The organism is Variovorax sp. Varisp85 (genome assembly GCF_047304045.1).
Lineage (GTDB): Bacteria > Pseudomonadota > Gammaproteobacteria > Burkholderiales > Burkholderiaceae_C > Variovorax.
Genome location: NZ_JBGLYN010000060.1, coordinates 13,818 through 40,030, shown reverse-complemented (window position 1 = coordinate 40,030; position 26,213 = coordinate 13,818). Strand labels below are relative to the sequence as shown.

At 70.3% G+C, this 26,213-nt stretch carries 17 protein-coding genes; 6 read left to right on the top strand and 11 right to left on the bottom strand.

Translation table 11 applies throughout. The features are described 5' to 3' along the window. Positions 1–331: 331 nt before the first annotated feature. From tagF to phnD (ACCC97_RS21330), 8 genes are all read right to left on the bottom strand, one after another. Positions 332–979 carry a type VI secretion system-associated protein TagF gene (gene tagF, locus ACCC97_RS21365; RefSeq protein ID WP_413334897.1) on the bottom strand — a complete coding sequence of 216 codons (648 nt, stop codon included), beginning with the start codon at positions 977–979 and terminating at the stop codon, positions 332–334. Then, positions 976–4,578, bottom strand: coding sequence for a type VI secretion system membrane subunit TssM (tssM, locus tag ACCC97_RS21360; RefSeq protein ID WP_413334895.1), 3,603 nt, complete (start codon positions 4,576–4,578; stop codon positions 976–978). Before tssM ends, tagF begins: the two co-directional genes overlap by 4 nt. After that, positions 4,575–5,906 carry a DotU family type VI secretion system protein gene (locus ACCC97_RS21355; protein WP_413334893.1) on the bottom strand — a complete coding sequence of 444 codons (1,332 nt, stop codon included), beginning with the start codon at positions 5,904–5,906 and terminating at the stop codon, positions 4,575–4,577. Before ACCC97_RS21355 ends, tssM begins: the two co-directional genes overlap by 4 nt. A gap of 30 nt (positions 5,907–5,936) precedes the next feature. Further along, positions 5,937–7,268 (bottom strand): type VI secretion system baseplate subunit TssK, encoded by a 1,332-nt coding sequence (tssK, locus tag ACCC97_RS21350; protein ID WP_056594645.1) that lies wholly within the window; start codon positions 7,266–7,268, stop codon positions 5,937–5,939. Positions 7,269–7,427: 159 nt separating this feature from the next. Beyond that, a complete protein-coding gene (locus ACCC97_RS21345; protein ID WP_413334891.1) occupies positions 7,428–7,733 on the bottom strand; it encodes a hypothetical protein in 306 nt (101 codons plus the stop codon). Between the two features lie 255 nt (positions 7,734–7,988). Next, the gene (locus ACCC97_RS21340) at positions 7,989–8,147 is read right to left on the bottom strand and encodes a hypothetical protein (protein WP_413334889.1); all 159 of its coding nucleotides are present in this window, start codon (positions 8,145–8,147) and stop codon (positions 7,989–7,991) included. Between the two features lie 158 nt (positions 8,148–8,305). After that, positions 8,306–9,382, bottom strand: a complete 1,077-nt coding sequence (gene phnD / locus ACCC97_RS21335; RefSeq protein ID WP_413334899.1) for a phosphate/phosphite/phosphonate ABC transporter substrate-binding protein — start codon at positions 9,380–9,382, stop codon at positions 8,306–8,308. After that, the gene (gene phnD, locus ACCC97_RS21330; protein ID WP_413334887.1) at positions 9,382–10,416 is read right to left on the bottom strand and encodes a phosphate/phosphite/phosphonate ABC transporter substrate-binding protein; all 1,035 of its coding nucleotides are present in this window, start codon (positions 10,414–10,416) and stop codon (positions 9,382–9,384) included. Before phnD (ACCC97_RS21330) ends, phnD (ACCC97_RS21335) begins: the two co-directional genes overlap by 1 nt. Before the next feature lie 161 nt (positions 10,417–10,577). Between phnD (ACCC97_RS21330) and ACCC97_RS21325 the strand changes: the two genes are divergently transcribed. From ACCC97_RS21325 to ACCC97_RS21305, 5 genes are all read left to right on the top strand, one after another. Continuing rightward, positions 10,578–12,467, top strand: a complete 1,890-nt coding sequence (locus ACCC97_RS21325) for a hybrid sensor histidine kinase/response regulator (protein ID WP_007829956.1) — start codon at positions 10,578–10,580, stop codon at positions 12,465–12,467. 155 nt (positions 12,468–12,622) lie between these two features. Continuing rightward, entirely contained in the window at positions 12,623–13,690 is a 1,068-nt protein-coding gene (locus tag ACCC97_RS21320) for an ABC transporter substrate binding protein (protein ID WP_413334885.1), read from the top strand. A gap of 47 nt (positions 13,691–13,737) precedes the next feature. Then, the gene (locus ACCC97_RS21315; protein WP_413334883.1) at positions 13,738–15,660 is read left to right on the top strand and encodes an ATP-binding protein; all 1,923 of its coding nucleotides are present in this window, start codon (positions 13,738–13,740) and stop codon (positions 15,658–15,660) included. Between the two features lie 22 nt (positions 15,661–15,682). After that, complete coding sequence (locus ACCC97_RS21310) at positions 15,683–16,480, top strand: hypothetical protein (RefSeq protein WP_007829952.1); 798 nt, start codon at positions 15,683–15,685, stop codon at positions 16,478–16,480. Then, complete coding sequence (locus ACCC97_RS21305; protein ID WP_007829950.1) at positions 16,477–17,346, top strand: FkbM family methyltransferase; 870 nt, start codon at positions 16,477–16,479, stop codon at positions 17,344–17,346. The genes ACCC97_RS21310 and ACCC97_RS21305 overlap by 4 nt, the downstream gene beginning before the upstream one ends. A 26-nt stretch (positions 17,347–17,372) precedes the next feature. Here ACCC97_RS21305 and ACCC97_RS21300 read toward each other — a convergent pair whose 3' ends face one another. Further along, positions 17,373–18,350: a GlxA family transcriptional regulator gene (locus ACCC97_RS21300; protein ID WP_007829948.1), complete on the bottom strand. Its 978-nt coding sequence runs from the start codon at positions 18,348–18,350 to the stop codon at positions 17,373–17,375. 100 nt (positions 18,351–18,450) lie between these two features. On the opposite strand from ACCC97_RS21300, the gene ACCC97_RS21295 reads away from it, so the two are divergent. Then, positions 18,451–19,083 carry a cysteine hydrolase family protein gene (locus ACCC97_RS21295; protein ID WP_007829946.1) on the top strand — a complete coding sequence of 211 codons (633 nt, stop codon included), beginning with the start codon at positions 18,451–18,453 and terminating at the stop codon, positions 19,081–19,083. Between the two features lie 10 nt (positions 19,084–19,093). Here ACCC97_RS21295 and ACCC97_RS21290 read toward each other — a convergent pair whose 3' ends face one another. Both ACCC97_RS21290 and ACCC97_RS21285 read right to left on the bottom strand, forming a co-directional pair. Then, on the bottom strand, positions 19,094–24,463 hold the full coding sequence (locus tag ACCC97_RS21290) for a filamentous hemagglutinin N-terminal domain-containing protein (protein ID WP_413334880.1): 5,370 nt from the start codon (positions 24,461–24,463) through the stop codon (positions 19,094–19,096). A gap of 2 nt (positions 24,464–24,465) precedes the next feature. Continuing rightward, complete coding sequence (locus tag ACCC97_RS21285) at positions 24,466–26,172, bottom strand: ShlB/FhaC/HecB family hemolysin secretion/activation protein (RefSeq protein ID WP_413334878.1); 1,707 nt, start codon at positions 26,170–26,172, stop codon at positions 24,466–24,468. Positions 26,173–26,213 lie beyond the last annotated feature (41 nt).

Sequence of the window (26,213 nt, the reverse complement as noted above, 5' to 3'; positions counted from 1 at the left end):
AACCACACCTCGTCCGGTCGCGTGGGCTCGGATATGTTTATAACACACAGCGTACGGCCCCAGCCAACAAACGGCCCGGGAGGATTCCCCTCCCCTCTGGCTGCGCCGAGGAGCGGAGCGTTTCGCGGATAAGGGCCGCAGCTGTTTGAGCGAAGCGAGTTCTGCGGACCCCGCGAAACGCGAGCACCGCAGGTTGCCCGAAGCGAAGCGAAGGGTCGCAGACAGTGGGGTCGCCTTTCTTTGCTTACTTTCTTTGACGAAGCAAAGAAAGTAAGTCGCCTGCCGGGGCGAGACCCGGCCCCGGGAAACATAACGAAGAGAGGCACTCATCTCACCCCTCCTCCGCAAAGCCGAGAAACAACGCTTCAAACTGCTCATCCCGAGGCAACCCGGTACTCAACATCCGAACCCCATGCTCAGCAGCAGGATCCCCCAACCAAAGCGAGGCCCCAGCAACAGGCAACATCAACGACTCCACTGCGTTCTCGCGAACCGACGCAGCAGCATCGGCAACAGCAAACAGCCTCTGCAGCACAGCATCGAACCGCAGCGCATCCAGATCCCCATCCAGCCCCTCGAGCGCAGCCTGAGTCGCATGCGCCCACCACTGCAGCGCCGCAGCCAGCGCCGCCCCTTGAAGCTGTTCAGGCACCGCCTCATCAAGCTCCATCGCCAAAGCAAACGGAAAGTAGCGCCCCACCCCATCCACCGAAGGCATCAGCACCCCGATCCACGCCCGCTCCCCCGCCACCTGCCGCCCCAGCGCAAAGCACCAGATAGGCGCCTCCAGATACCGCTCGGTCCAGTCCGCATGCCGATCCCGCAGCCGCGCCATGCCGCGCTGCAGCCACTGGTCCCACACCGCACGGAACGACTCAGGCAGCCGGCGATGCGCGAAGTCGCCCATGCCCGGCAGCTTGCCGAACCACCCCGGCAACGCGGTCGATGCAAAGAGCGGCGATGAAGACTCAACGCTCACAACCCCTCCGGACAAGAAAACTCACGCAGCTCGCGCAGTCGGATCGGATGCTGCACGCTGTTCGTCGTCACTTCGAAGCGCGTCTTGCGCGCGCCGATCTGGAAGGTGATGAAGAACTTCTCGGGCGCATCGCCCGCTTCGAGCTGCCCGTCGTCCAATGCGCGGAACAGCGCCCACGGCCCGTCCACCGCCGCGCCCGAGCTGCCGGTGGTCGACGGCGGGCTCACCTGGATGCGCACCTGGTTGCTGCCCTTCGGTCCCGGCCATTGCACGGCCATGGGCACGACGGGACCATGCGCGTATTTCACGAGCTGGCCATCGACGTCGAGGATGAACTGGGTGATGCCCGCGTCCATCTCCACCGGCTTGAAGTCCAGCCGCATCGACGGGCCCCGGCCGCCGCCGCGGAAGAAGATTTCCTTGATGCGCGCGGCGCGCTCGAACTGGGCGATCGCCTGGGTGGTGATGGCGCCGCGCTCGGCCACGGGCTTGTAGCGCCACGGGCGCGTGCTGGTGTCGACGATGGCGGCCAGGCGCTTCTGGAAGAAGTCGTCCATCAACCCGCCGGGGCCGAACATCTGGCCGAAGTCCTCGGGCAGCACGTCGCGCTTGCTGCTCTGCACGAAGGGGTAGCGGCCGGCGATGGCGCGCGCGCAGAACTCGGCCACCGGGCGCAGGTCCTGGCTCAGGTTGCCGCGCTCGGCCACCTGGGCCTGTGCGGCGCCGGCCTGGCTCAGGTTCTCGACCATCGAGCGCACCGGCTCGGGCAGCCGGCCCGCATCGGACTTGAGCTTGCCGGCCACGTCGCCGGGCGGCGGCGACGTGCGGCCCTTCACCGCCGTGTCGACCGCATTGAGGTACACGTACACCTCGTTGAAGAGCTTGAGCGCGTCGTCGATGGGCGCGGGCTGGTTGGGGCCGCCCGCGGTGACGAGGCGGCGCAGCGACTCGAAGCGGTCGTCCACGATGCTCTCGATGCGCTTGCCCGGCGCCACCTGGCGGCCAGGGTCGCTGCCGAACAGGTCCTCCAGGCCCTTGCGGGTGTTGCGCACCGTCTCGGTGGCCTTGCTGACCACGTCCTTGCTGGCGTCGGCCGCGGGGATCAGCGTGGTCTGCTTGACCACGGCGCGCAGGAAGTTCGCGAGCGGCGAATCGACGCCCGAGAGGATGCGCGCGGTCTCGATGTTCTTCTCCAGGCCGTTCACGCGAATCAGGCGCACGTCGGCGAGCAGCGCTTCCCACTGCTTGACGTATTCCTCCAGGTAGAGGCGGCGCACGCGGTCGGTCAGCGCGCCGAGGTTGGCCACGTCGCGCAGCCGGTCGGCGGCGTTGCGGTCCTGGCCCAGCACCCACGGGTCTTCGTTGGCGAGCAGGCCGGTGAGCACGGTCACTTCATTCTGGAAGCGCTTGTGATAGCCGTCGTAGGTGAACATGCCCGGCACGCCATCGGACAGCGGCTTGCCGCTGATGCGCTCGAACACCAGCGGGCCCGAGGGGCCGGTGGCGTTGGCCACGCTGAAGGCCGGAATGTCCTTGCTGGCGCGCTGGCGCTTGAGGCGGCTGAACACGCGCTGCTCCAGCGGGTAGCTCGCGAGCACGGCGCGCACGCTGCGCACCAGGTTCTCGTCCATCTTGAGCGGCGAGCGCGGCGGGCCCTGGGCGATGAGCACGTCGAGCTGGTCTTCGAGCTGCTTGCGCTGGTCTTCGGGAATGCCGCGGTCGAGGTTGCGCGACCAGTCGAGCGTGATCCAGGCCTTCAGCGCCTCGGCGTCGAAGTGCTCGGGCTGGTAGAGCATCAAATAACTCTTGAGCGCCTCGTACGTGAACTCGAGGTTGTCCTTCTGCGCGGTGCGCAGCTGGTCCTCGATGCGCTTGGCGATCTGCGGCAGGAAGGCGTCGTTGAGCGCGCGCTGGTGCGTGAGCATGGCGGCGGCGTCGAGCTTGTCGCCCTGGTAGAGGCCCAGCGTCATCGACAGCGGCTCGTCGCCCTGGCGGTTGTCGGGCGTCTTCCAGATGTCGCGCAGACCCTGCAGCACGGGGGCGACCTCGACCAGGTTCTGCACGCGCGCGGGCAGCGCCGCAAGGTTCTGCCGAGCCGGCTCGACACGGGCCTCGACCGACTTCAGGTAGTTCATGTTCTGCAGCGTGCTGTAGCCCCAGGCGGCGAGCAGGCCGACGGTGACAAGCGTCATCGCGGTCACGCCGATCACGCGCATCGTGTGGCGGCGGCGCTCCAGCTTCACGTCGGCGCCCGCGAGGCGCTGCTCGGGGAACACCACCTCGCGCAGCAGCGAGGTGAGGAAGTAGCTGCGACCGCTGGACTTCTGCGTCGCAAGCATCGCGCGCTCGATGCCGAAGCTGCGCGCAAGGCTGCCCATCACGCGGTCGATCGGGCTGCCCTCCTGCGTGCCGCTGGTGAAGTACACGCCGCGCACCCACGGCGGCTGCGCGAAGCGCGAGCCGGCGAACACCTGTTCGAGCAAGTCGGACAGCAGCGAGCCGATGGAGCCGAACTGCGCCGGAAAACCGAAGATCGCCGCGCGGCGCGTGCCGTCGGTCTCGCGCTGCATGCGCGCGATGAGGCCGTCGTTCACGCGGTTGTGCAGCAGCGCGAACTCGCGGTGGAAGGCCGTGGAAAGCCCCTTCTCCTCGACCTGCAGGTTCTCGTCGACCGGCAGCGTGAAGCCGAAGACCTGCGCACGCTGCTCCTTGCCCAGGTCGTCGAAGTAGTCGGTGAAGCCGTAGAGCAGGTCGCTCTTGGTGACGAGCACGTACACCGGCAGGCGCGTGGTGAGCTTGCCGTCGAGTTCGAGCAGGCGTGCACGGATCGAGGCCGCGAGCTGCGTGCGCGCCTCCGGCCCCTGGCTCAGCAGGTCGGCCACGCTGACGGTAAGGAACACGCCATTGAGCGGCCGGCGCGGGCGCGCCTTCTTGAGCAGGCCCAGGAAGCCTTCCCACGCGCTCTTGTCTTCCGACTGGTGGCTGTCCTGCGTGGTGTAGCGCCCGGCCGTGTCGATGAGCACGGCTTCGTCGGTGAACCACCAGTCGCAGTTGCGCGTGCCGCCCACGCCGCGAATGGCGCCGGGGCCGAACTTCTCGGCGAGCGGAAAGCTCAGGCCCGAGTTCACCAGTGCAGTGGTCTTGCCCGCGCCGGGTGCGCCGATGAACACGTACCACGGCAGGTCGTACAGGTAGCTGCCGCCCGAGATCGACATCCAGTCGCGCCAGCCCGGCTTCTTGCCGGCGGCGTGCAGGCGCATCTGCTTCAGGGTAGCGACGGCTTCGCTGAAGCGCGTGTCGAGGATCTTCTGCTCGCCGTTGACCGGCGCATCGGCCTTGGCGGCCGGGGCCTTCATGAGGCCGTCTGTCAGGTGCTGGCTCGCGCGGCGTGCGCGCCAGCGGCGGTACAGCGCGCGCAGCACCACGGCCAGCACGATCACGCCGATGACGATGGCGCGCACCATTTCGCTTTCGAGCGGCGCGAGCGAGCCGATCTTCACCAGCGGCCCGATCCACCAGATCAGCAGCGCGACGATGAGCAGCGCGAGCAGCGTCAGCAGCAGCGGGCTGAACAGGAAGCCGAAGATTTTCTTGATCATTTCGCGGCTCCCGTGTTCGCGGCGACGCGCTCGGGTTCCGTGAGCAGCACGATGTCGACGCGGCGGTTCTTCGCGCGGTTGGCCGGCGTGTCGTTGGCGGCCACGGGCTCGGCGTCGGCCTTGCCATCGGAGCGCATGCGCGCCGGATCGACCAGCGTCGACAACGCGCCCTTCACCGCATCGGCCCGCGCGGCCGAGAGGTGCCAGTTCGACGGATAGCGCAGCGAGCGGATCGGCTGGTTGTCGGAATGGCCGGTGATCAGCACCTCGCCCTTCACCTCGGCCAGCGCCTGTCCGATGCGGCGCAGCACCGGCAGCGACTGCGCCATCGGCTCGGCGCTGCCGGAGCCGAAGAAGGAGTCGCCGCGCAGCCGCACCACGCTGCGGTCGGCTTCGTCGGTCACCGTGACCAGGCCCTGCTTCACCTCGGGTTCGAGAAAGCGCGCGAGGCGCGGCGCCTTCGCCGGCAGCGCGGGCGGCGCGATCTGGATATTGGGCGCGCGCAGGCTGGACACCGCGGCGTAGGTGGTGTCGGAGCGGTAGTTGAGCGTGAGCCGCAGGCCGAACCATGCGAGCGCGAGCAGCAGCGCGAAGCCCGCCGCGAACACCCACAGCGGCAGCGACTCGCGCAACCGCACCGTGCCCGCGCCCTGCCCGCGCCAGTGCGGCGAGAGTTCGGGCTCGACGGCCGGGCGGTCTTTCGCGATCAGGTCCGCGAGGCGTTGGCGCACCGAGTCGAGCTGTGCACGGCCGTTGTCGACCACGCGGTAGCGGCCCTCGAAGCCGAGCGCGAGCACGCTGTAGATCAGCTCAAGCAGCTGGCGGTGCGTGGGCACGTCCTGCGCGAGCTTGGCGAGCAGCTGGAACACCTTCTCGCCGCCCCAGGTCTCGTTGTGGAACTGCACCAGCAGGCTCTGCTTGTTCCAGCCGGCCTGCACGCCCCAGGGCGTGTTGGCGACGGCTTCGTCGAGCGCGGTGCACAGCACGTAGCGCGCGGCGAGCACCGATTCGTTGCTGACCCCGGCGCGGCGGGCGCCGGCATCGAACTGGTTGACGGCGTCGGCGGTGGAGGCGCGCAGCGCCGGCACGTTGGGCGGCTGCGCGAGGTTGCGCAGTTTGCCGATCAGCACCAGCAGCCTGCCGGCGGCCGACACCAGCGGGTTGAGCAGGCCGAGTTCGCCCACGTCGGCGACCGGCGTCGGGTCGACACCGCCGAAGAAAGGCGCAGGCGATGCGGCCGGCAGCGTTCCTGCCGGCGTGCGCGGCTTGGGCTTGATGACCGTACGCTCCGACTCGAAGGCGGCGAAGGGATCGGGAGGTGTGCTCATGATGGTGTTCCGTTTCCGTCGGCCGCTTGGCTAGGAACGTATCGCCCAGAACGCGAGGTCCAAGCCGGGGAAGTCGCCGGCGATGTGCATGGCGATGCCGCCCGACTGCTCGAGCTGGCGCCACAGGTCGCTGTTGCGCGTCTCGAGCTCGAAGTAGTTCGCGCCCGTGTGAAAGGGAATCTGGCGCGGCGCCACCGGCATCGGCGTCAGCGTGACGCCCGGCAGCGCGAGGTTGACGAGATCGCGTATGCGCTCGACCGGGCCGATCTTGACCTGCGTCGGAAAACGCGCGCGCAGCGCCTCGCTCGGCATGCTCGCGTTCACCGCGAGCACGAAGGTCGCCTTGCGCTGCAGTTCCACGTCCGTCACCATCGCCACGCGCACGCCGTGCTTGCGGTCGTGCAGGTCGATGCGGATGGCCGACTGTTCGAGCACCATCGAGAGGCTGCGCCGCAGGTCGTCCATGACCGGGCGGAAGCTCATCGCGAGGTCGTCGTGGACGTAGGGGCCGAAGTGGGCCACGCGGCGCGAGTCGCGAAAGCTCGCGAGGTCGCCGGCCAGCCCCAGCGCATGCTCGAAGAAATGCTGCGGGTGCAGCACCGCGCTCTTCGCCAGGTGCGCGAAGACGGCTTCATTGCGGTTCACGGCCTGCAGCAGCATGAAGTCCGCGATCTCGGCCACGCCGCCGGTGCCGCCCTGGGTCATGCGGCCCGCCAGCGCCTCGCCGCGCTGGCGCAGCAGGCCCAGCAGTTCGTCGAGCCAGGCGCGGATGACGGCATGGCCGGCCACGTCGAGCAGCGGCGGCAGCATGGCGCGGTCGAGCTGCACCTGGTTGTCGGCACGGCGCTCGACCACGCGAGCCACGCCGATGGTGGTCCAGGCGTCGGTGGCTTCGCCGGCGCGCATCAGGCGCGTGTGGAGCCGGCCCAGCTGCAGCATGGCGGTGCGTTCGCCGGCGGTGTTGGAGTCGGGCACTTCGGACTCGAGCACGCGGTGGCGCACCAGCTCTTCATATTCCTCGGCGTCGGCCTCGCGCGCACCGGCACGGCGCAGCGGCAGCGCGAGCACCACGGCCTCGTCGCGCATGGAAGAAGGAATGTCGATGGGCTCCGGCAGCGGATCGACCGCCGGCATGTCGAACACCGTGCCGTCGCCGAACACGCCGACCGCCCGCACCAATGCCAGCTTGCCCAGCGTGAGCGCGGCGGAGTCGATCTCCAGCTCGGCAAAACCCCAGGCGTAGGGGGTGGTCGAACGCAGCAGCACATGCCGCGCATGATCGGCATGACGCTCGCTCTGCTGCAGGTGCTGAGGCTGCAACAGCATCCCCTCGCTCCAGACCACTTTTGTTCGCCAACTCATCCGCACTCCGTCAACGGCAAGGGCTGCCTGAAAGAAACACGAAGTTTCCGGTGCGCGCCGCGGCGGGCAAATCCGCCTAACGGCCTAGATGCGGGGTTTTGGAGCTACGGCGAAGGGAGTAGATGCGCCGGCAAAGGAACGGGCACCTCCGGGCGGGTGCTACAGGCCGTAGATCGCAACGATCGCCCAGAAGGTCAGCCAAAGGGCTCCCGCGCCCAGCGCAAGCATCGCGGCGACGAACGCCACGAAGTACCCGATGCGGCGCGAAAGCCCGGGTGCTGCCGGAACGCACCTCGCGTAGATCAACGCGGCCCACAGCACGAGCGCAAGCGCTCCCGCCGCCACCACACTCCCCGACATTGCCAGGATTCGATGCTGCTCCAGGAAGCGCAGGCCGACGCTGAGCAAGGGCATCGCCAAGGTCCAGGCCAGCATGTTCAGCGGCAGCCGCCACCGCGTTTTCATCGGATCGCCTCGCCCTTGTAGTAGTGCGCCGGCATGGGGCTCTCCCAATCTGGCGTCTGATATCCAGGTACGGACACCAAAGGCACGTAGCCCGTCACGCTCTTGAGCAAGCCTGCAACATAGGAACTGCTGTTGTGCGGGGATTCAAAGGAATCTTGGTGCGCACCTCGCCAGGAAGCGAGTTCGTGTATCGGTTCGATCGGATCAAACCGAAATTTCGCCTACCTGCTTCAAAGAAGGATGGCTGACCATCGATCACAGTGATGCCGCTGTAGGCGTCGTCGATGACGAAAAATGCAGGTCGGGCGTGGGCCAGCTGACATAGCCGACAGGATCTGCAGCGATGCGCCCGTACAGAGTGATGTTGGGCTCCGAATGCTGCGCACGCGCGGCCGAATTCATGTTCGTTGACATTGTTCTCTCCCTTGATTGGCCAGTTGCCCTGGCAGGCCAGATCCATGATATCGGCTTGGACAGGTGCTGCCGGTTGGCCAAGGTCCCCACTTGGGGCCAGGGTCCGGGCCCTGGAGCACGCCAGCAGGGATCAGCCTTGAAAGGCCATCCGTAGATGCTCAGCGCGCGGCGGCCGCACGCAATGCCTCGACCTGTTCCCTGTAGTTCTTCTCGAGGCGCTGCAGGCGCTTCTCGCGCGCCGCGTCGTTGACCCAGGCGGCGGCCATGGCGTTCTGCTTGCCGAGCTGGTATTCGAGCGCGGCCTCGGGCAGCAGCGCGCTGTCATCGGCCGCGACATAGCCGTAGGCCGCGCGCAGGGTCTTCAGCACTTCTCGCTCGGCGTCGCCGCGCGCGCCCTTGGCCTTGCCATAGCCGGTCAGAAAGCTCTGCAGCCGCGCCTGGAACTCCGGCGGGTAGTCGCGCCGCACCACCATCGGCGCGCCGGGCGGCTGCTCCGATTGCCAAACCACCTGCAGCCGCTCGGCTTCCACCGGGAACTGCTGGCGAAAGCGCTCGAAGTCGGTGGTGTTGTTGGTGGCCACGTCGGCATCGCCGTTCGCCACGGCCAGCGCGGTGGCCTGATGGGTGCCGACGAACTCGTTGCGAAAGCGCGTCTCCATCTCGATGTTGTGCGGCAGGAAGAGCTGGCTCTGCGGCACGATGAAGCCGGTGACCGAACGGCTGTCGCCGCGCGCGAGCCGCCATTTCTCGGGCTGCGCGAGCACGCCTTCGAGCGTGTTGAGCGGCCCGTCCTTGCGCACCAGCAGCACGGCGCGGTGCTCGGGCACGCTGGGGTGCCGCGCGATCTGCGCCACCACCTTCATGCGCCGCTGCATCACGGCGTCGAGCGCCATCTTGGCCGAGAGGAAGGCCATGTCGATCTCGTCGCGGCCGATGGCACGGTCCAGCTCCTCGTACGTCGGCACCGAATAGGCGCTCACCGGAATGCCGAGGCTGCGGCTCATGTCGGCCATGAGCGGCGTCCACAGCGCGCGCGATTCGACAGCGCCGCCCAGCGGCAGCACGCCGAAGCGGATCATCCTGACGGCCGGCGGCACGGGGGCGGCCTTGTCGGTCTTCTCGGCCGATGCGGCGGCGCCCGCACCCTGCGCCATGGCCATCAAGGGCCCGGCAAGCACGGCGGCCAGAAAAGCCAGCAGCCACCATGGCGGGGCCAACGCGCGCAAGGGCTTCATCACGGTGTCGTGTCCCTGAGCACGGTGACCTGGTCCGCATAGCCGCTCTCGATGCGCTGCAGGCGGGCCTGGCGCGCGGCGTCGTTCACCCATTGCGCGGTCATGGCGTTCTGCCTAGCGAGCTGGTAGGCCAGCTTGGCCGCGGGCTGCAGCGAGCTGTTGTCGGCGGCCACGAAGCCGACCAGGTCGTGCAGCGACTTGAGCACCGCGCGCTCGGCGTCGCCGCGCGGCCCCTTGGCGCGGCCGTAGCCGACCAGGAAGGCCTGCACGCGCTTGCGCAGTTCGGGCGGGTATTCGCGGCGCACCACGATCTGGGCATGCGGGATCAGCTCCGACTCCCAAAGCACCTGCAGGCGCTCCGTCTCGGCCGGAAAGCGCAGCTTGAAGCGCTCGAAGTCGGCCGAGTTGTTGGTGGCCACGTCGGCCTCGCTGTTGGCCACGGCCAGCGCATTGGTCTGGTGGGTGCCCACGGTCTCGCTGAGAAAGCGCGTCTCCATCGCGATGTGGTTCGGCAGGAAGAGCTGCAGCTGCGGCACGATGAAGCCCGACACCGACTGCTTCTCTCCACGCGCCAGCCGCCAGCGCTCCGGCTGCTCCAGCATGTTCTTCAGCGAATTGAAGGGCGGCGCCTTGCGCGCCAGCAGCAGCGCCCGGTAGCCGGGCAGGCCGTCGTGCCGCACCACCTGCGCCACCACCTTCATGCGGCGCTGGGTCACGGCGTCGAGCGCCATCTTTCCCGACAGGAAGGCCATGTCGACCTCGTCGCGCTGGATGGCCTGCTCCAGCGCCTCGTACGAGTTGACCGACAGCACGCTCACCGGGCGGTCGATGGCGCGGCTCAGCTCGGCCAGCAGCGGGTCCCAGTCGTTGCGCGACTCGAAGGCGCCTCCGAGCGGCAGGATGCCGAAGCGAACCGGCCCGTCCAGCGCGCCGGCCTGGGCCGAGGCCCACAGCGGCAGCCCCACGAACAATGCCAGCGCCGCCGCACGGAGGGCGCCTGACAAATCGGCAAATCGGCGCATGGAAGCCTGCATTTGTGGGCCTGGGACAAAGGGCCGTTGCGCAGCGGCGGGTCTAACATGGGCAGCGCGGACGCCATTAAATATCAAATACATGCAAAGTTCGTGATGTTTTTCCTGCCTTCCCAGTTCCGGGTTGCCCCTCTAAGCTCGGCGCCCATGCTTGCAATGCCCTCATGAACTGGAACTTCCGCGTCCTGCGCGGCCTGGCCCGCCTGACCTTCGCCCAGCAGCTGATCCTGCTGGCGCTGGTGCCGGCAACGCTGGCCACGCTCGCGGCAATCACCGTGCTGACGCGGCAGCACCTGGGCAATCTCACCGAACTGATGCGCGCCAATGCGCAGACGGTGGCCCTGCAGGTGGCCACGGTGGCGCAGGCGCCGCTGGCACGCATGGACCGCCGCGCGCTGGCGCGCACCGCCCAGTCGGGCACCTACCAGCCCAACGTGCAGCAGGTGCAGATCTGGACGGAGGACGGCGAGATCGTGGCCAATTCCGAAACCGTCGACCGCGTCCGCGGCGACGGCCTGCAGGTGGTGGTGCCCATCGTGGGCGACGACGGCCGGCACACCGGCCAGGTGATGGTCGAGATGAGCCTGGCCGCGGTGCAGAGCGCGCGGCGCTCGGTCTGGTTCAACGTGGGGCTGGTGCTGGCGATCAGCCTGGTCGGCGTGGCCCTGGCGGGCTGGTGGGCGGCGCGCCGCATCAGCGAGCCGATCCGTGCGCTCGGCGAGGCGGTCGATCGCCTCGGCGCGGGCGAGGACGCGAGCGTGGCCGTCGAGGGCACGTCCGAGGTGCGCCACCTGCAGCAGGGCTTCAACCAGGCCGCGCGCGCGCTCGCCGAAAGCCACCGGCTGCTGCAAAGCCGCATCAACGAGGCCACGGCCGAGCTGGCGCGCAAGAACCAGCAGCTCGAGGTGGCGAGCCAGGCCAAGACCCGCCTGCTGGCCGCCGCCAGCCACGACCTGCGCCAGCCGCTGCACGCGCTCACGCTGTTTTCCGACGGCCTGGCCAACGGCGAGACCGACCCGGTGAAGCTGCAGCGCATCGGCCACATCCGCGAGTGCGTCGATTCGCTGGACCGGCTGTTCTCCGAGCTGCTGAACCTGTCGCAGCTCGACGCAGGCGTGCTGCAGCCGCAGTGGATCGACTTCCCGCTCGACCGGCTGTTCGAGGAGATCAGCCGCAACTTCCGTCCGGTGGCCGAGCAGCAGGGCCTGCGGCTGGTGGCGCGCAAGACCGACCTGTGGGTGCGCTGCGACTACGTGATGCTCTCGCGCATCCTGAACAACCTGGTGTCGAACTCGCTGCGCCACACCATCGAGGGCGGCGTGCTGATCGGCGCGCGTCGGCGCGGCCGTGGCGTGCGCATCGACGTGGTGGACACCGGCGTGGGCATTGCCACGCATCACCAGGCCCGGGTGTTCGAGGAGTTCTACCAGGTGGAGCCCACCGGCCGCCAGGCGGCGCGCGGCGCGCGCGGCATGGGGCTGGGCCTGGCCACGGTGCAGCGGCTGGCCGAGCTGCTCAACACCCGCGTCGAACTGAGCTCGAAGCTGCACAAGGGCACCTGCGTGCGGGTGCTGGTGCGTTCGGCGCCGCCCGCGCTGCCGGCACCGGCGGTGTCGCCCGCCGCTGCCGCCATCGAGGAGGAAGAGAGCCTGGCCAACGTGCGCATCCTCGTGATCGACGACGAGCGCACCATCCTCGAAGGCCTGACGGTGGTGCTCTCCAACTGGGGCGCCGAGGTGCTGCCCGCGCAGACCCGCGCCGAGGCGCTGGCACTCGCCGATACCTGGGCGCAGCCGCCCGACATGGTGATCAGCGACCTGCTGCTGCAGGGCGGCGACAACGGGCTCGACGTGATCGGCGCACTCGAGCGCCATCCGCGCGGCATCGGCGCCGGTACCGCGCGCCTGCTCGTTACCGGCGAGACCAAGCCCGACCGGTTGCGCGAAGTGGCGAGTGCAGGCATCGCGGTGCTCTACAAGCCGGTGTCGCCGCGCGTGCTGCGCCAGGCCATTCAAGCGCAGCGCGCGGCCGCCGCGCAAATGGTAGGTGCATAGGTAGTCCGTCGGACATAGGCCGAGCGGCTGCAATGGCGTGAGTTTCGTCACACTGGCAGGCGCCTGCCAGCGCTGACATAAGCCCTCTGCCTTATCGCGCGAAGCGGGGGGCGTCCTTACATTGGACCATCGCTCCCTCGCTGCGAAAGCAGTCCATGTTTGTTGCCGTGAAGTCCTTCTTCTCGCCCCTCTCCGGAAGGTTGCGCCGCGCGGCCGGTGCCGCGCTGGCCGCGGGCTTGGCCTGGGGCGCCGGCAGCAGCGCCACGGCGGCGAGCCTCACGGTGCTGATGGGCGACGACGTCGCGGCGTCTTCCGAATTCGTGCAGCGGCTGCGCGCGGACCAGGAGCCGGGCGGCAGGTTCGAGCTGGTGCGACTCGCGCCGGGCGGCGCCGATCCGCAAGCGTCGACGGAAGCTGCGGACGCCGAGCGCACGGCGAACTCCGGCGTGCGCACGCGCAGCCTGCGCACCGCCTCCGATGCTCCGCTCACCATGGCTGTCGGCCCCGCCGCCGCGCGCGCCGCCGTCGAGCGGCCGGGCCACGAGCCGCTGGTGCTGGCGATGCTGAGCCGGCTCGAGTACGAAACCCTGAAGGCCGCCAGCCCCGCCCTGCGGCGTGGCGACCGGCGCGTGGGCGTGCTGCTGCGTGACCCGGCCATGGCCGACCAGCTCGCGCTGATCAACGCGGTGCTGCCGCAGAAGCACCGCGTGGGCGTGGTCGCCACGCCCGAATCGGAGCCGCTGGTGCGCGAGCTGCAGCGCGCGGCACAGGGCGCGAACCCGGCCTGGGAGCTGCGCGTGGAATACGCACCCGACGCCAGGTCGCTCGCCGCCGCACTGCGCCTCGTGGTGCCGCAGAGCGACGCGCTGATGGTGCTGCCCGACCTGATCGGCGACAACCAGGCAGCGACCCTTTCGGTGCTGCGCGCCGGCGCGGGCGCGGGCTTGCCGGTGTTCGGCGCCAGCGAAGGGCTGGTGCGCTCGGGTGGCCTGGCGGCGGCGGTCTCGACGCCGTCGCAGCTCGCACAACAGGCGCGGCTGCTCGGCCAGAAGGTGGCGGGTGCGAGCGTGGGTGCCGGTGCGGGCGGCAGCAGCAACAGCGTACCGCTGGTGGAAGCGGCAACGCCCGCCACCGTGCGCGTCAACGCCACCGTGGCGCGCGGACTCGGCCTGCGACTGCCGGAGGAACGGGAACTGGCCGACCGCCTCGCGCCCCCCCGATGAGCACCGCACCGCCTTCCCACGGTCCGGTAGCACCCCGGGGGACGCCGGTGTCGTCCCCAACACCGCCGCCGCTCCAGTCTCCCCACACGCTGACCGTGCGCGGCAACCTGCAGCACGACCTGTTCCGCCTTGGCGTGGTGCCGTGCGCGGCGGTGGCGCTGGCGCTCACCGGCTGGTTCACGCACAACCGGCTGCACACCCTCGAAGATGCCTTCGATGCCGAAGGCCAGGCCGTGGCGCGGCAGGTGGCGGCCATGTCCGACCTGAGCCTCTATGCCGGCGACCTGCCGGCGCTGCAGAACGTGGCCAATGCCGCGCTGCGCGGCGGCCAGGTGACGCGCGTGGAAATCAGCAACAGCGCGGGCGTCTACGTCACGGCCGGCCCCAAGACGCCGCCGCTGGCGCAGCTGCGCATGTTCACCGCACCGGTCACGCTGCGCGAAGCCTCGCGCGCCAGCGCCTTCGCGCCCGCCGGCTCCACCGCGGCGGGCGACACGCCCATCGGCCTAGTGCAGACCTTCCGCGACACCACCGCCTACACGCGCGAGCGCAGCCGCTCGCTGTTCGCCGGCATCGGCATCGCGCTCGTCGCGCTGGTGGCGGCGTGGGCCTCGGTGCGGCACATGGCGCGCACGGTGACGCGGCCATTGCGGCGCGTGTCGCGCACGGTCGCCGCGCTGGAGTCGGGGCACTTCGAGGCGCGCTGCGACGTGATCGAGGACAGCACGCGCGACACGCACGAACTCGCGGTGCTCGCGCACGACATCGATCGCCTCGCCGAGCGCCTGCAGAGCAACCGCCAGCTCAGCGAGGAGCGCGTGCGCGAGGCCACCGCCGTCGCGCTGCAGCGCATGGCCGAAGCCGAGCAGGCCGCGCTGTCGCGCGCGCGCTTCCTCGCGGCCGCGAGCCACGACCTGCGCCAGCCGCTGCATGCCATGGGCCTGTTCATCGACGGCCTGCTGCCCGGCGCCTCGCCCGCGCAGCGCCCGGCCGTGCTGCGGCTGCAGGAGAGCACGGAGTTCATGGGCGTGCTGCTCGACGACCTGCTCGAGATCTCGCGGCTCGATGCGCAGGTGCTGACCCCGGCGATCACCAACGTGGCGCTGTCCGCGCTGTTCGACCAGCTCGATGCGCAGCATGCCGCCATCGCCGCGCAGGCGCGCGTACGTCTGCGCTGGAGCGGCCGCGGCCTGGCCGTGCGCACCGATGCGGCGATGCTGCAGCGCATCGTCGGCAACCTCGTGGCCAACGCGCTGCGCCATGCGCCCGAGGGCGGCACGGTGCTGGTGGCCGCGCGGCGCAGCACGGCCGGCGTGCGCATCGAGGTGCGCGACAACGGCGTGGGCATCGCGCCGATCCACCAGGGCCGCATCTTCGAGGAGTTCTACCAGGTGGCCAACACCGAGCGCGACCGGCGCCGCGGCTTCGGGCTGGGGCTGGCCATCTGCGCGCGCATCGCTGCGCTGCTGGGCACGCGCATCACCGTGCGCTCCGCGCTGCAGGCGGGCAGCACCTTCGCCTTCACGCTGCCCGCGGCACGGCTGGCCGACGTGACGCCGCCCGACGCGCCACAGCAGGCCCCCGCGCCCCTGGCCGGCCTGCGCTGCCTGGTGGTGGACGACGACCCCGCCATCCTCGACGGCAGCCGCGCCCTGCTGGCGCAATGGGGCTGCGAGGTCGAATGCGTGAACACCGGCGCCGAGGCCATCGCGCGGCTGGGTACCGGCGACATCCGCTACGACGCCGTGCTGTGCGACCTGCAGCTGGCCGGCGATGGCGACGGCGTGGACGTGATCGACGCCGCCAAGCGCCTGCAGCCCGATGCGCTCGCGGTGCTGGTGTCGGGCGCCACCGGGCCCGATGTGCTGCAGCGGCTGCGCCAGGGCGGCGTGATGCTGCTGACCAAGCCGGTTGCGCCGGCCAAGCTGCGCGCGCTGCTGACCACGCGGCGGCACGTGCACGCGAACTGACCTCCTTCAAGGAAACCTGCCGATGCTCGAACTCGCCGCCCTGAAAGACATCCGTCCCTTCGTCGCGACGCCCAGCCACGCGGGCACCATGAGCAGCAACTACGTGCGCAGCCTGCTCGGCCTGGTCAATCTGGCCTGGACGCACGGCTTCGCGATGCAGACGCGCTTTCTCGACGGCGACAGCCTCATCACGCGTGCACGCAACCGGCTGGTGGCCGAGTTCATGGCCGATGCGCGCTGGACGCACCTGTTCTGGATCGACGCCGACATCGGCTTCGAGCCCGAGGCGGCCCTGCGGCTGCTGCTGGCGGGCCGCGACGTGGTGGCCGGCATCTATCCGCACAAGACCGACGGCTGGCCCGAGGCCGGGCTCGACGCGCCGTTGCCGGCTGGCAGCACGCGGCAGGACTTCGAGGCGCGCCATGCCCGCTTCGCCGCGAATGCCGCGGGGCCCCGGCTGGCTATCGATGCGGACGGCTTCGCCGAGATGCTCGACGCGCCCACCGGCTTCATGCTGATCGCGCGCAGCGTGTTCGAGCGCATGGCCACCGCCTTTCCCCAACTGCGCTATGCGCCCGACCGCCACGCCGACCCGGCCGACCGCGCGCGCGCCGCGTTTCACTACCGCTTTTTCGACGTGCTCGCCGAGCCCGGCAACGGCGCCTACCTGGCCGAGGACTTCGCTTTCTGCCGCCGCTGGCAGTCGATCGGCGGCAAGGTCTGGATCGATGCGCGCTCGAACCTGTCGCACCAGGGCCTTCGCACCTACACGGGCCATTTCGGGCAGGCGTTGGCGGCGCGCGGCGGTCCCCCGGCATGAACGACGAAGCACTGGCCAGGCTGCTTGCACTCGATCGCCCCACCGAGGTGGTCGACGTCGGTGCGAACCCGATCGACGGCGAGCCGCCCTACCGCGCGATGCTGGCGGCCGGCCAGTGCCGCGTGACCGGCTTCGAGCCGCAGCCCGACGCGCTGCGCGCATTGCGGCGGCGGCGGGGCACGCTGGAGCGCTACTTCCCGTGGGCCGTGGGCGACGGCCGGACACACACGCTCCACGTGTGCGCCGCTCCCGGCATGACCAGCCTGCTCGAACCCGACCCGGCCGCGCTCGCGCTGTTCGACCTGCTGCGGCCGATGGCCCAGGTGGTGGCGCGCGTTGCGGTTCAGACGCGCCGGCTTGACGACATGGAAGAAGTCGAGCACCTCGACTTCCTGAAGATCGACGCGCAAGGCAGCGAGCTGGCGGTGCTGCGCGCAGGCGCGGTCCGGCTGGCGCAGGCCGTCGCGGTGCAGACCGAGGTGTCGTTCGTGCCGATCTACCAGGGGCAGGCATCGATCGGCGAGATCGACCTCGAGCTGCGTCGCCAGGGCTTCCTGCCGCATTGCCTGGCCGAACTCAAGCACTGGCCGTTGGCGCCGTGCGTGGTCAACGGTGATCCGTGCCAGCCGCTGCGCCAGCTGCTCGAAGCCGACCTGGTCTACGTGCGCGACATCACCCGGCCCGACGCCATGAGCGACGCACAGCTCAAGCACCTGGCCATGCTGGCGCACTGGTGCTTCCGCTCCTTCGACCTGGCGCTGCGCTGCGTGCTGCTGCTGGAGCAGCGCGGCGCGCTGGCCGAAGGCACGCAGGCGCGCTACCTGCGGCTGGCCGCGCGCGCGGCCCTGCCGCCGGCGGCCGACTAAAGCGCTGAGCAGCAAGCAGCGAGGGCTCAGGCCGTCGTCTCGGCCCGCGAGAACTGCCGGCGATACGCCGTCGGCGACACCTTGAACGCGGTGGTGAAATGCTTGCGCAGCGACACCGCCGAACCAAAGCCGGCGCCGGTCGCCACGCGCTCGACCGGATGGTCCGTGGTCTCCAGCAGCCGCTGCGCCAGCGCGAGGCGCTGGTTCTGCACCCACCGGCCCACGGTCGTGCCGGTGGATTCGCGAAAGCGCCGCGTGAAATTGCGTCGGCTCATGAGCGCGCGCCGCGCGAGGTCGTCCAGCTCATGCGACGTATCGAGGTGCTTGCCCAGCCACTCCAGCAGTGGCGCAAGGCGATCGCGCTCGGCCGCGGCGGGCACGGGCTGCTCGATGTACTGCGCCTGCCCGCCCTGCCGGTGCGGCGCGACCACCATGCGCCGCGCGGCGCGATTGGCCGTCTCGGCGCCGTAGCGCACGCGCAGCAGGTGCAGGCAGCAGTCGATGCCCGCGGCCGTGCCGGCGGAGGTGAGCACGCTGCCGTCGTCCACGTACAGCACCTCGGGCTGCAGCCGCACCTGCGGGTACTGCTTCGCGAAGGCCGCAGCCAGCTTCCAGTGCGTGGTGGCGGGCCGGCCGTCGAGCAAGCCCGCTTCGGCCAGCACGAAGGCCCCCAGGCACAGGCCGACCACGGTGGCGCCGCGCCGGTGCGCAGCCTGCAGCGCGCGGATCAACGCGGGCGGCGCCGCGCTGCCGTCGTCGCGCCATGAAGGCACCACCACGATCTGCGCGCGGCGGATGGCCTCCAGCCCGTGCTGCACCCCGAGCGTGAAGCCCGCGTTGGTCTTCAGCGGGCCGGGCTCCGGTGCGCACACCCGCAGGCGGAAGCGCGGTGCGCCGCTCTCGGTGCGGTCTTCGCCGAACACCATGCACGGCACGGACAGGTGAAAGGGGCTGATGCCGTCGAAGGCGACGACGGCGATGGTTTCGGTGGCTGGCGCTGGCATGGCCCGATCTTATCGATGAATGGCTTTCGGGCCACTTTCTCCGGACTGCGCAACCGCGAAGAATCAGGCCATCCGAACCACACAAGAGAAGGAGCCTTTCATGAGCAGCAACACCGCCCCGCGCCGCGCCCTCGTCGTGGTCGACGTGCAGAACGAATACTTCGAAGGCGGCGGCCTGCCGATCGAGTACCCGCCCATCGAAGACACGCTGCCGAACGTGACGAAGGCCATGGACGCGGCACGCGCCGCTGGCACACCCGTCGTCGTGGTGCGCCACCATGCCCCCAAGGGCGCGCCGGTGTTCCAGGCCGACACCCACAACGGCCAGCTGCACCCCGAGATCGCGAAGCGGCCGCGCGACCACCTCGTCACCAAGAGCTTCCCGAGCGTGTTCACCGGCACCGACTTCGCCGACTGGCTCGCGCGCCACGAGATCGACACGCTGAGCGTGGCCGGCTACATGACGCAGAACTGCGATGCCTCCACCGTGTACGAGGCCATGCACCGCGGCCTGAACGTGGAGTTCCTGTCCGACGCCAGCGGCGCGCTGCCGTACGAGAACGCCGCGGGCAAGGTCACGGCCGAGGAGATCCATCGCGTCTTCAGCGTGGTGTTCCACAGCAACTTCGCGGCCGTGGCCACGACCGCGGCATGGATCGCCGCGATGCAGGAAGGCCAGGCGATCCCGAAGGACAACGTCGTGATGTCCAATCGCCGCGCACGCGGCGTCTGAGCGGCTTCGTTCAGAAGTCCGCGCAGCCGTTGCGCTTCTCGGTGTCCACGCAGTTCAGCAGGTTGGGCCGAGAGCGCACGCGGGACCATTCGCGCGCCAGCACGTCCGCGCCCTGCTGCGCGCGGTCGCCGTCGAGCGGCCCGGTCGCCAGGCAGATCGGCGCCTGCCCGATGTTGCGGTCGTACAGCCAGGTGGTGGGCTGGTCGCGCACCACGTCCACGCTGGGCAGCGACACGAAGCCGCTGACCTGCAGCTGCCCCGGCACCACGCGCACCGCGTAGCCCTCGGCCGAGGTGAAGCTGCCGTTGATGGGATAGAAGCCCGGCGGGCTGGAGCGCGTGGCCGGCGAACCCGGCACGCCGAAGATGCCCGCGCCGGTGTCGCCCAGGATCAGCCCGGAGATGCTGTAGACGAACGGCGGGTTGGGCAGGCCGCCGGCGCGCTGCGCATTGCCGATGGTCACGATGGCCAGCGGCTGCTGCGCGTAGATGAAGTGGTTGCCCGTGGCCGGCACGGTCACGGTGCACAGGCCCAGGTAGGCGCAGTGATAGAAGTTCGGCAGCGGTGCCGAACCCGCCAGGCCGCCGCGGGCTTCGCCCACCCAGGTGTCGGCCCATATGCGCCAGCTGGCGCCGCCGATGCCGTTGCCGCCCGGGTTCTGGAAGCGCGCGGCCGCCACGAGATCGGTGCCGCCGGCACTGGTCACGGGAGCGCCGAGCGTGAGGTCGCCGGCCAGCGTGCGCACGAACACGGTGTCGGCCGCCATCGAGGTCGCCGACAGTGTCTGCGGCAGGTTGCCCGCCGCATCGAAGCCGGTGACCGACACCGCGCCGAGCGTGAGCGCATCGGCATCGACGTAGGCGAAGCGCCCCGCCGCGCCGCCGCCGACCGTGCCCACGTGGTTGCCCGGGTCGTTGAGCACCACGCTTCCGCCGCTGGAACGCGCGAGCAACGTGCCCGCGGTGATGGCCGCGCCCGCCGCCTGCCGGATGTCGCCCGCGCTCACCAGGCCGAGCTGCGGCGTGCTCACCGCACCATCGAGCTGGATGTTGCCGCCACCGCCGTTCTGCAGGGTCAGCGGCGACGACACGGCGAGCGGCGCCACCACGGTGATGCCCGCCGCGTGCGCGTTGCTGCCCGCCACGATGGTGCCCGCGCTCAGGCGCGTGAACTCGTCGGCCGACACCGCGAAGCCGGTGGCCGCGGTGCCGCCCAGCGTGATCGGGTTGCCCGTGCGGTCGCCGGCGTTGCCCGCCGTGTCCACGCCGCCAGGACGCAGGTTCAGCACATTGGCCGCTCGCACCGTGCCGCCGATCACCAGCGCGTCGGTCGAGCCGTCGTTGGCGGCGCGCAGCACCACGTTGTTGTTGCCGTCGATGCGCCCTCCGGGCTGTGCGAAGGTGCTCAGCGGCGGTACGGGCGCAATGGTGACGCCGGCACCGTCGGCCTGCGATTCGCCCGTCACCGTGATGTTGCCGTTGCCCAGCGAGGTCACGAGACTGCCGGCACCGATGCGCACGCCGCTGCCCAGCGCGGTGTTGCCGCCGGTGCGCACCAGCCCGTCGACCTGGATGTCGCCGTCCACGCTGCGCACCGTGGCCCCGTTGATGAGCACGCCATAGCCCGCCAGCGGTGTGAAGCTGGAGAAGCCCGCGCTGCCCACGCCCACGATGCCGATGCGCCCGCCGGTGGTGAACACGCCCTGGGTCGCCGTCGTGCCGCTGATCGCCACGCCGGTGTCGACCAGCCCGCGCCCCGCGATCGACACGTTGCCCGTGGCCGTGTTGATGCTGGAATTGCTGATGCTCACCACCGGCCCCGAGAAGGAAGATCCGGTCGCGGTCGAGCGCCCGTCGATGGACACCGCGCCCCCGGTTCCCGCGTCGAGCTGCGCGGTGCGCGTGTCGATGGTCGCGTTGTTCAGCGAGATGACGGAGCCGCTGTTCAGGCCGTTGGCGGTCATCGAGACGTTGCCGCCGTTGGTGTTGATGGCGCCGGTGAAGAAGATGCTGCCGCCGTTGACGCCCAGCCCCGCGTTGAACTCCACGTTGAGCGCGCCCACGCCGGCCACCGAGCGGTCGGACCGGATCACCGTCGCCGCATCGAAGCTGTTGATGTTCGCGGCCGCGTCGAGCCGGAAGGTGACGGGCGTGGCGCCGGTGTTGCGGTCGATCAGCACGCCGGTGCCCAACGTGATGGTGCCGGCGCCGGGCGGGCCGCCCGTGCCGGTGGTGATGATCACGCTGGTGTTGCCGTTCAGCACATTGTTGATGTCGCCGTCCAGCACCACCGACGTGGCCAGCGGGTCGAAGGGGTTGGTGGGCAGCGTGCCCGCGGCCGCGCCATGGTTGATGGTGACGTCGAACGGGTCGATCAGCCACGTACCCGCGGTGCCGCCCGTCGTCGAGGCATCCACCTGCACACCCGACAGGTCGAAGTGCGGCGCGGAGGTTTCCACCAGGCCGCCGTTGCCCGTGCCCGCACCGCCGCGCGCCGACAGGCTGCCGTGCGCACGCAGCGTGTCGCCCGCCACCACCTTCACGCTGCCGCCGTTGCCCGATGCCGAGGTGCCGCTGGCGTCCAGGGCGGTGTTTGTGCCGAGCGCGATGACGTTGGTGGCCGCGATGTCGATGCTGCCGCCGCCCGTGGCGCCGCTGGCGTCCAGGCGCGCGACCAGCGGCGTGCCGTCGAAGTTCTGCGAGCCATCGACGAGCACGTTGCGCCCGCTGATCGAGATGCTGCCGCCCCGGCCGCCGCTGCTGGCCACGGACAGCATCGCGCCCTGGGGCACGCTCAGGCCCGAGCCGAAGGTGTTCATGCGCAGGGCAACGTCGGTGCCCAGCCCGTCGATGGCGATCGTGCCGCCCGCCGTGCGCAGCGGGTTGGGCTGCGACGCGTCGGCGCTCACCGCCACGCCATAGATCGACTCGCCGGTGGGCGTGGTAACGATGCCGCCGCCGCCGTCCAGCGCGGCGGTGAAGCCCGCGCTGCCTGCCTTGCCCACCACGTCGATGCGCCGGCCGTCGCCCGCCGTCACGCCGCCCGACAGCGCCACGCCGTTGCCGCCGCCCGCCGTGCGGCCATTGGCCGCGAAGCCGAGGTACTTGTTCAGCGCCTCGAGGTTCGCGCCCGTGCCTTCGATGCGCACGTCGCCGCCTGCGTTGATGAACGAGCTGTCGATGTCCACAGCCGTTGTGGTGCCGATCGAGCCGGCCGGCAACGTGTTGTCGGTCCAGGTCGCGCCGCGGCCCGTGACCGACACGTTGCCCGGTGTCTCCAGACCGGAGCCATCGCCGATCCGCACGCCGCCGCCGCCGAGCGCGGCCAGTCCGTCGATGGTGACGCCGCCGCTGCCGGCCTGCACCTCGCTGCCCTGCAGCGTGACGCCGTCGGTGGCCCGGTAGACGAAGTTGGTGCTGCTGTCCTGCGTGTCGACACGGGTGCGGCCCTGGCCGCGCAGCGAAACCTGCCCGCTGCCGGTGGTGGCCAGCGTGCTGCCGTTCAGCGCGATGCCGTCGCGCCAGGCGTCGTCGCTGTTCGACACCGAGCCGCCGACGGCGCGCCCATTGACGGCATCGCCCTGGCCGAAGAAGCGGATGTTGCCGCCGTTGGCGTTGATGGTGGCGTCGGTCAGGCCGATCGAGGCGCCGTAGTCGAGCTCGTAGCTCGGGTTGCCGCCGCCGGCGTTCACCTGCGTGGCGTTCTTGGCCACCACGCCGCTGGCGTCGGCGTTGAAGTCGACGTTGAGCGCGCCGATGCGCGCGTCGATGGCCGAACCGCTGGCCATGGCGATGCCGCCGCCCGAGTCGACTCGCAGCGTGGCGGTGCCGCCTTCGTTCTTCACGACCTGCGCGCCGTTGCCGAAGGTCACGCCCGCGTTGTCGCCGGTGCGTGTGCTGGCCAGCGTGACGTCGGTTCCCCGGCCCAGCGCGGCGCCCACGGCGCTGGCGCTCACATTGCTGGAAGACAGCTGCGGGTAGCCGCCGTCGTAGGCCGGCAGGGTCTGGTCCACACCCAGGTCGGCGCTGTTCGACACCGTCCAGCGGCCGTTGGCGCCGCCCTGTGCGCCGCCGCCGGCGTCCACGCGTGAGGGGTCGATGCGCACGAAATCGCCCGAGGTCGCAATGTTGCCGCCCGCGCCGCTGCCGGCGCCGCGTGCAGTGAGTTCACCGAAGGCCTGCAGGTGCGATTCGCGCAACGGCAGGGCGTTTTCCGCATCGCCCGGAAAGGCCGTGCCGCTGGCCGTGCCCACACTGACCGTGCCGCCCGCGCCGGCGCTCCTGGCATCGGCACTCAGCACCGAGCCGGCCGACAGCGCCACGTCGTAGCCCTGCACCATGACCGAGCCACCGCCCGCTTGGCCGCTGGCATCAGCCACCGTCTTGATGCCGTCACCCGTCCCCTGCAGGGTGACCTTTCCGGCGGTGATGCGGATGTCGCCACCGCGCTCGCCGGCCGCAGTGCCCGTGGCGTCGAGCGTGCCACCGGTCACCTGGACCTCGTTGTCTTGGCCGCCGCCCAGGAAGATCTCGCCGTTGCGCGTGCCCACCGTGCGCGCGCGCACCGTGCCGCGCTGGTTGACGACCAGTTCGCCCACGGTGGCCGACCGCCCCATGACCGCCACGCGGCCGCCGTCGGCCTGCAGCGTGCCGGTGTTGCCGACGCTCGCATGGGTGGCCATGGTGTCCGTCGAAATGACGATGTTGGTCAGCCCGTCACCCGCGAGGTCAAGCGTGACCTTGCGGCCCGACGCCAGCGCGACGGTGCCGCCGTCGGCGGCGATGCGGCCGCTGTTGGCGTCGTCGCCCACGCGGGTGTTGGCCACCGTCGCGCCCATCAGCACCACGGGGCCGCCGCCGGTCGCGGTGATGCGCCCGGCATTGATCACCGTCGCGACGTTGTCGTCTGCGCGCTCGAACGTGAACCGCCTGGTGTTTTCGTTGAGGAAGTCCGCGTCGCTGGTCGTCATGGCCAGCGTGGAAGCGATGAGGCCGCCCACGTTCACCGTCGCGCCCTGGCTGAACAGCACGCCGTTGGGGTTGACCAGCACGATGCGCCCGTTGGCGTTGAGCTGGCCCGCGATGGTGGAAAGCTCGTTGCCCGTCACGCGGTTGAGCAGCACGCTCGACGCACCCGGCTGGGTGATGTTCACCACGCCGCCCGCGCCGATGGAGAAGCCGGTCCAGTTGACGATGCCGCGCGCAAGGCCCTGGTTGATGGTCATCACGTTCGCGAGCTGCGACATCGTGACGTTGCCGGCAATGGGCTGGAAGCCGGTGGGCAGCGTCTGGGCAATGGCGGGGAGCGCCCCTGCGCAAATCAGCGAGAGCGCCAGCGGCCGCAGCGGCAGCCGGAACGAGGGGGGTGTGCGATGCGTCATGGTCAGAACGCCTTTTGAAGCTGGACGTACAGCCGCGGATTGCGCCCGCCGCCGTCGGTCTGCGCCGGTGCCGTGCCATCGCGCCAGGCCAGCGTCGCGTTGATCGAGAAGTTGCCGGGCCGCGACCAGCTCACGCCGACGCCGTAGCCGCGCACGCTGCGGCTGTTGCTGCCGTCGAAGGGCGTGGGGCTGCGCGAGAGCTTGCCGTGCGCGGCGTCGTAGAACAGGAAGGGCGTGAGCTCTTCGTTGAAGGACCAGCGCCACTCGACGGTGCCGATCACGCCCTGGTCGACCAGCACCTCGCCCGACGGATAGGCCCGCACGGCGCGTGCGCCGCCGAGCGCGAGCTTCTCCGACGGATCGAGGTTCCTGCTGGCCCACTGGCCGCCGACGGACAGGTACAGCGAATGCCTGGGAACGATGGCCTGCAGGCGGGACAGCTGGAAGCTCAGCTTGGAGAAACCGCCTTCGGTGCGCCGTCCGCCCAGGGCCTGGTCGGCCTCCCGCGTCGCCGGGTCGTCGATGGACAGCCGGCCGTGGTACAGCGTGCCCGAGCTGGCCCAGTAGCCGCCGCCCAGCACCTCGTCGCGCCGCTCCCAGGTCCAGCCGAGGCCCAGGCCGCGCACGCGCTTCTTCACGCGCACGTCGGCCACGCCGATCTCGTCGGTCAGGTCCTTGATGTCGGCGCCCAGGCGCAGGAACAGGTTTTGCTGGCGTTGGCGGATGAGCGGGTAGCTGAGCGAAAGGTCGAACACGTCGGCGCGGCCCTGTGCGCCGAGCTCGGAGAACTCGCCGCCCAGCTCGTAGTTGACGCGCGACAGCCCGACCCCCGCGCGCAGCCCGCTGGTGCCGATGGGCGCCTCGTAGGCGATGCGGCCGAACTGCAGCGCATTGCTGTCGGACACCATCAGGCGCATGTCGAGGTTGTCGCCGATGCCGAAGGGGCTGAGCCAGCGCGCCGTGCCGCCGATGCGGTAGCGGCCCGACTCCTTCGTGCCGTGGTTGTCGGCTTCAGCGGTGAAGGCCCAGCGCGGCGCGGCCGCCACTTCGACCGAAAGATCGGTGGTGCCGGGCTGCGAGCCTTCCTGCAGGCCCGAGGACACCTTGACGCCGGGCTGGTCGGACAGCAGCAGCATGGCGCGCTCATAAGCCGGCGCGCTCACGGCCTCGCCGGGCTGCAGCGGCGCGAGGAAGCCGCGCACGCGCGATTCACTGGTCGGCGCATCGGGCGCGACCACCACGTCGACCTTGCCGAGGCGGCCTTCGATCACGCTGATCTCGACGATGCCGTCGCGCACGGTCTGCACCGGCACCACGGCCTGCGCCAGGAAGTAGCCGCGCTCCTTGTAGCGTGCGGTGATGGCCTTTGCGAGTTCTTCGAGATCGCCGAGCGTGACGTCGCGGCCGATGTAGGGGGCGGTGATGGATTGCAGTTCTTCGTTGCTCAGCGCTTTCACGCCGTTGAGCCGCAAGTCGTTGAGCCTGAACGTCGAGCCAGCGGGGCGCGGCGGCGCGGGCAGGCTCTGCGGTGCGACGGCACCGGTGGGGGCTTGCGCGAGCGGGCGGTCGCAGGTGCCGCAGGGGTCCTGGGTCGACAGCAAAGTGTTGGTGTCGGCCGCGTGCGTGCGCTGGGCTGCGACCAGCAAGGTTGCACTGACCAAGGCTGTGACCGCGAAGGCAATCGGGGTGGGGCGTTGACTGGCGCGCATATGTCAGTGCTCCGTTGCGCGTTGCGTTGCTGGCTGTTCGG

What these genes read in the sequence shown, in the direction of transcription:
- tssK (WP_056594645.1), bottom strand. Translation starts at nt 7,268, where the DNA reads ATGAGTTGGCGAACAAAAGTGGTCTGGAGCGAGGGGATGCTGTTGCAG.
- ACCC97_RS21355 (WP_413334893.1), bottom strand. Translation starts at nt 5,906, where the DNA reads ATGAGCACACCTCCCGATCCCTTCGCCGCCTTCGAGTCGGAGCGTACG.
- ACCC97_RS21320 (WP_413334885.1), top strand. Translation starts at nt 12,623, where the DNA reads ATGTTTGTTGCCGTGAAGTCCTTCTTCTCGCCCCTCTCCGGAAGGTTG.
- tssM (WP_413334895.1), bottom strand. Translation starts at nt 4,578, where the DNA reads ATGATCAAGAAAATCTTCGGCTTCCTGTTCAGCCCGCTGCTGCTGACG.
- ACCC97_RS21345 (WP_413334891.1), bottom strand. Translation starts at nt 7,733, where the DNA reads ATGAAAACGCGGTGGCGGCTGCCGCTGAACATGCTGGCCTGGACCTTG.
- ACCC97_RS21300 (WP_007829948.1), bottom strand. Translation starts at nt 18,350, where the DNA reads ATGCCAGCGCCAGCCACCGAAACCATCGCCGTCGTCGCCTTCGACGGC.
- ACCC97_RS21310 (WP_007829952.1), top strand. Translation starts at nt 15,683, where the DNA reads ATGCTCGAACTCGCCGCCCTGAAAGACATCCGTCCCTTCGTCGCGACG.
- ACCC97_RS21305 (WP_007829950.1), top strand. Translation starts at nt 16,477, where the DNA reads ATGAACGACGAAGCACTGGCCAGGCTGCTTGCACTCGATCGCCCCACC.
- phnD (WP_413334899.1), bottom strand. Translation starts at nt 9,382, where the DNA reads ATGAAGCCCTTGCGCGCGTTGGCCCCGCCATGGTGGCTGCTGGCTTTT.
- ACCC97_RS21290 (WP_413334880.1), bottom strand. Translation starts at nt 24,463, where the DNA reads ATGACGCATCGCACACCCCCCTCGTTCCGGCTGCCGCTGCGGCCGCTG.
- ACCC97_RS21340 (WP_413334889.1), bottom strand. Translation starts at nt 8,147, where the DNA reads ATGTCAACGAACATGAATTCGGCCGCGCGTGCGCAGCATTCGGAGCCC.
- ACCC97_RS21295 (WP_007829946.1), top strand. Translation starts at nt 18,451, where the DNA reads ATGAGCAGCAACACCGCCCCGCGCCGCGCCCTCGTCGTGGTCGACGTG.
- phnD (WP_413334887.1), bottom strand. Translation starts at nt 10,416, where the DNA reads ATGCAGGCTTCCATGCGCCGATTTGCCGATTTGTCAGGCGCCCTCCGT.
- ACCC97_RS21325 (WP_007829956.1), top strand. Translation starts at nt 10,578, where the DNA reads ATGAACTGGAACTTCCGCGTCCTGCGCGGCCTGGCCCGCCTGACCTTC.
- ACCC97_RS21285 (WP_413334878.1), bottom strand. Translation starts at nt 26,172, where the DNA reads ATGCGCGCCAGTCAACGCCCCACCCCGATTGCCTTCGCGGTCACAGCC.